We start from the raw sequence: 2,849 nt of genomic DNA on the forward strand, positions 1-2,849 counted from the left end.
GGAGGTGCGGGCCAACGCGGACACCCCGCAGGACGCGGAGCGGGCCCGCCGCTTCGGCGCGCAGGGCATCGGCCTGTGCCGCACCGAGCACATGTTCCTGGGCGAACGCCGCCGGCTGGTGGAGCAGATGATCCTGGCCCGCTCCCCCGGCGACCGCGAACAGGCGCTGGACGCCCTGCTGCCGCTGCAGACGGAGGACTTCACGCGGATCCTGGAGGCGATGGACGGCCTCCCGGTCACCATCCGGCTGCTGGACCCGCCGCTCCACGAGTTCCTTCCCGACCGGGTGGAGCTGTCGGTCCGCGTCGCCACCGCGCGGGCGCGTGGCGAGCGGCCCGAGCGGCGTGACCTGGAGCTCCTGGAAGCCGTCGACCGGATGCACGAGGAGAACCCGATGATGGGCCTGCGCGGCGTCCGGCTGGGCCTGGCGGTGCCCGGCCTGGTGGGCATGCAGGTGCGTGCGGTCGCCTCGGCGGTGGTCGCCCGGCGGCGGGCCGGAGGAGATCCCCGGGCGGAGATCATGGTGCCGCTGGTCGGCGACGTGGAGGAGCTGCGGCTGGTGAAGGCCGAGGTGCAGCGGGTGCTGGCCGAGGTGGGCGAGGAGGCCGGGGCGCCGGTGGACTGTCCCGTCGGCACGATGATCGAACTGCCCCGCTCCGCGCTGACCGCCGGGCCGATCGCACGGGAGGCCGCCTTCTTCTCCTTCGGGACCAACGACCTCACCCAGACCACCTGGGGCTTCTCCCGCGACGACGTGGAGGCCGAGTTCTTCCCCGCCTACATCGACCGCGGCGTCTTCGCCGCCTCGCCGTTCGAGACGCTGGACGAGGAGGGGGTGGGACGGCTGGTGCGGATCGCCGTCGAGGAGGGACGCGAGGCCCGTCCCGGGCTGGAGATCGGCGTCTGCGGCGAGCACGGCGGCGATCCGGCGTCGGTCCACTTCTTCCACGCCGCCGGGCTGGACTACGTGTCCTGCTCGCCCTTCCGGGTTCCGGTGGCGCGCCTGGAGGCGGGCCGGGCGGCGCTGGACGACGGGGGCGGCACGGGCGGCGGCGACAGCAGGTGAGACGGCCGGGGGCCGACGGGGGCCGAAGGACCCTGGCGTCACCGGTGTCCGCGCTGTTGCATGTCAGGACCACCCCGGTCGCGCGCCCGGCGCCGGCCCCGACTCCTGGACAGCATGCTCATGCCCCTCGACAACGCCACCCCGCGCACCGCGACGGCAGGCGGTCCCGCTGAGCCGTCCGCCCCCCTCCACGCCGACGGTCCGCGAGCCGCTCCCCCCGAAGCCCGGCGCAGCATCGCCCTCGACGCGTCCGAGGCGCTGCGGCTGATGGCCACCGTCTCGCTGGGGCGGCTGGTCTTCACCCGGCAGGCACTGCCCACCGTGCGCCCGGTCAGCCATCTGCTGGACGACGGGCACATCGTCATCCGCACCCCGGACGCCGCCGCGCTGCTCACCCGCGGCCTCCCCGACGGCGGCCACGGCGTGGTGGTGGCCTACGAGGCGGGCGCCATCGATCCGGGCACCCACCTCGGCTGGAGCGTCTCGGTCACCGGCTACGCGCTGCCGGTCGAGGACGCCGCCGACCTGGAGCGCTACCGGGCGCTGCTGCGTCCGCTGGGATCTCCGCACGCGGACCGCCTGGTGCGGATCCGCCCCGAACTGGTCACCGGGGTGCTGCTGGTCCGTCAGGACGGCGGCGCCGACTGAGGGGCGCCGGGGCGCCTGCGCAACGTGGTCGCAACCTCGGATGCGGTGGAATGGCCGCATGGACGACGACACCCCGCGCGTGGAACTCACCGAGGAGGCCGCCCGCCTGGTGCGGCGGCTGAGCGAGCGGCACGGGCCCCTGATGTTCCTCCCCCGAGCTCTCGGCTGACGCTCGAGCAGGGGGGACCCCCATGTCGGGCGGCTGCTGCGACGGCAGCGCTCCGATGTGCTACCCGGAGGGCGAGTTCCGCACCGGCGACTCCGACGTCCGCCTCGCCGAGCTGCGGGTCGAGGGGGTGGAGCGGCCGGTGGGGTTCTGGATGTCGCGCACCCGGTACGAGGTGTGGCGGCACACCCGGCTGATCGTGGACGTGGTCCCCGGAAGGGGCGGCGGGTTCTCGCTGGAGGCCCCGGAGGGCGTCCGGTTCCTCATCCGCTCCCGGCTGCTCCAGGCGCCCGGGGAGACCCCGCGCCCGGACCGAGACGGCTCACGGGCCCGGACGGTTCACGGATTGAGGCTGCTCACGATCTCCGTCGTCGCGGCGAGGCCGTTGTGGATGGTGGGGGCCATGCTGGTGCCGGCGAGGCAGAACCCGAGCAGGACGCAGATCGTGGCGTGCGAGAGCTTGAGCGACCCGCAGCGCAGCAGGATGGTGGCCAGGATCAGCAGCAGAACCACCACAGAGATGGAAATGGCCATCAGGAATCTCCTCCACTGCGCGCCCGGTTCACGGCTTTCGGCCGCAAGTGTGGCGCAGTGGGGGGAATGTCCGAGCGGTTGACGTGTCCGCCGAACGTGTGGTGTTCCGGCGTGCGGGAGGCGGCGGTCCGTGCGGACGGACCGCCGCCCCGTGCGCGTTCCTAGGCCGACGGCCCGCGCAGGTCGACCAGTTCGGCCAGCCGCTCCTTGTGCCGTCCGGCGGAGCCGTAGGCGAGGGAGTCGGCCTTGGCCCGCTTGAGGTACAGGTGCGTCGGGTGCTCCCAGGTCATGCCGATGCCGCCGTGCAGCTGCACCGCCTCCTCCGCCGCGTGGACGGCGACCCGGCCCGCGTAGGTCTGGGCCACGGCCACCGCGACGTCGGCGTCCTCGCTGCCCGTGGCCAGCGCGTCGGCGGCGGCGCGCGCGACGGCGCGG

The 2,849-nt window shown here is 74.3% G+C and carries 4 protein-coding genes and 1 pseudogene; 3 read left to right on the plus strand and 2 right to left on the minus strand.

The window, feature by feature from the left end; genetic code table 11:
• The 3 genes and pseudogenes from HW445_RS25100 to HW445_RS25110 all read left to right on the plus strand — a co-directional run.
• Positions 1 to 1,066: putative PEP-binding protein (locus HW445_RS25100; protein WP_306673358.1), on the plus strand; the 1,066-nt coding region annotated here is incomplete at its 5' end.
• A 120-nt stretch (positions 1,067 to 1,186) separates the two neighbouring features.
• The gene (locus tag HW445_RS25105) at positions 1,187 to 1,714 is read left to right on the plus strand and encodes a pyridoxamine 5'-phosphate oxidase family protein (RefSeq protein WP_180223201.1); all 528 of its coding nucleotides are present in this window, start codon (positions 1,187 to 1,189) and stop codon (positions 1,712 to 1,714) included.
• Positions 1,715 to 1,772: 58 nt separating this feature from the next.
• Positions 1,773 to 2,169 (plus strand): annotated as a pseudogene (locus tag HW445_RS25110) (DUF779 domain-containing protein); the annotation flags it as partial.
• Between the two features lie 50 nt (positions 2,170 to 2,219).
• Here HW445_RS25110 and HW445_RS25115 read toward each other — a convergent pair.
• Both HW445_RS25115 and HW445_RS25120 read right to left on the minus strand, forming a co-directional pair.
• A complete protein-coding gene (locus HW445_RS25115) occupies positions 2,220 to 2,414 on the minus strand; it encodes a hypothetical protein (RefSeq protein WP_151772252.1) in 195 nt (64 codons plus the stop codon).
• Between the two features lie 161 nt (positions 2,415 to 2,575).
• A partial coding sequence (locus tag HW445_RS25120) for an acyl-CoA dehydrogenase family protein (RefSeq protein WP_257231278.1) occupies positions 2,576 to 2,849 on the minus strand: 274 nt, incomplete at its 5' end.

The organism is Streptomyces sp. UH6 (assembly GCF_013421635.1).
GTDB lineage: Bacteria > Actinomycetota > Actinomycetes > Streptomycetales > Streptomycetaceae > Streptomyces > Streptomyces abyssomicinicus.

What these genes read in the sequence shown, in the direction of transcription:
- HW445_RS25105 (WP_180223201.1), top strand. Translation starts at nt 1,187, where the DNA reads ATGCCCCTCGACAACGCCACCCCGCGCACCGCGACGGCAGGCGGTCCC.
- HW445_RS25115 (WP_151772252.1), bottom strand. Translation starts at nt 2,414, where the DNA reads ATGGCCATTTCCATCTCTGTGGTGGTTCTGCTGCTGATCCTGGCCACC.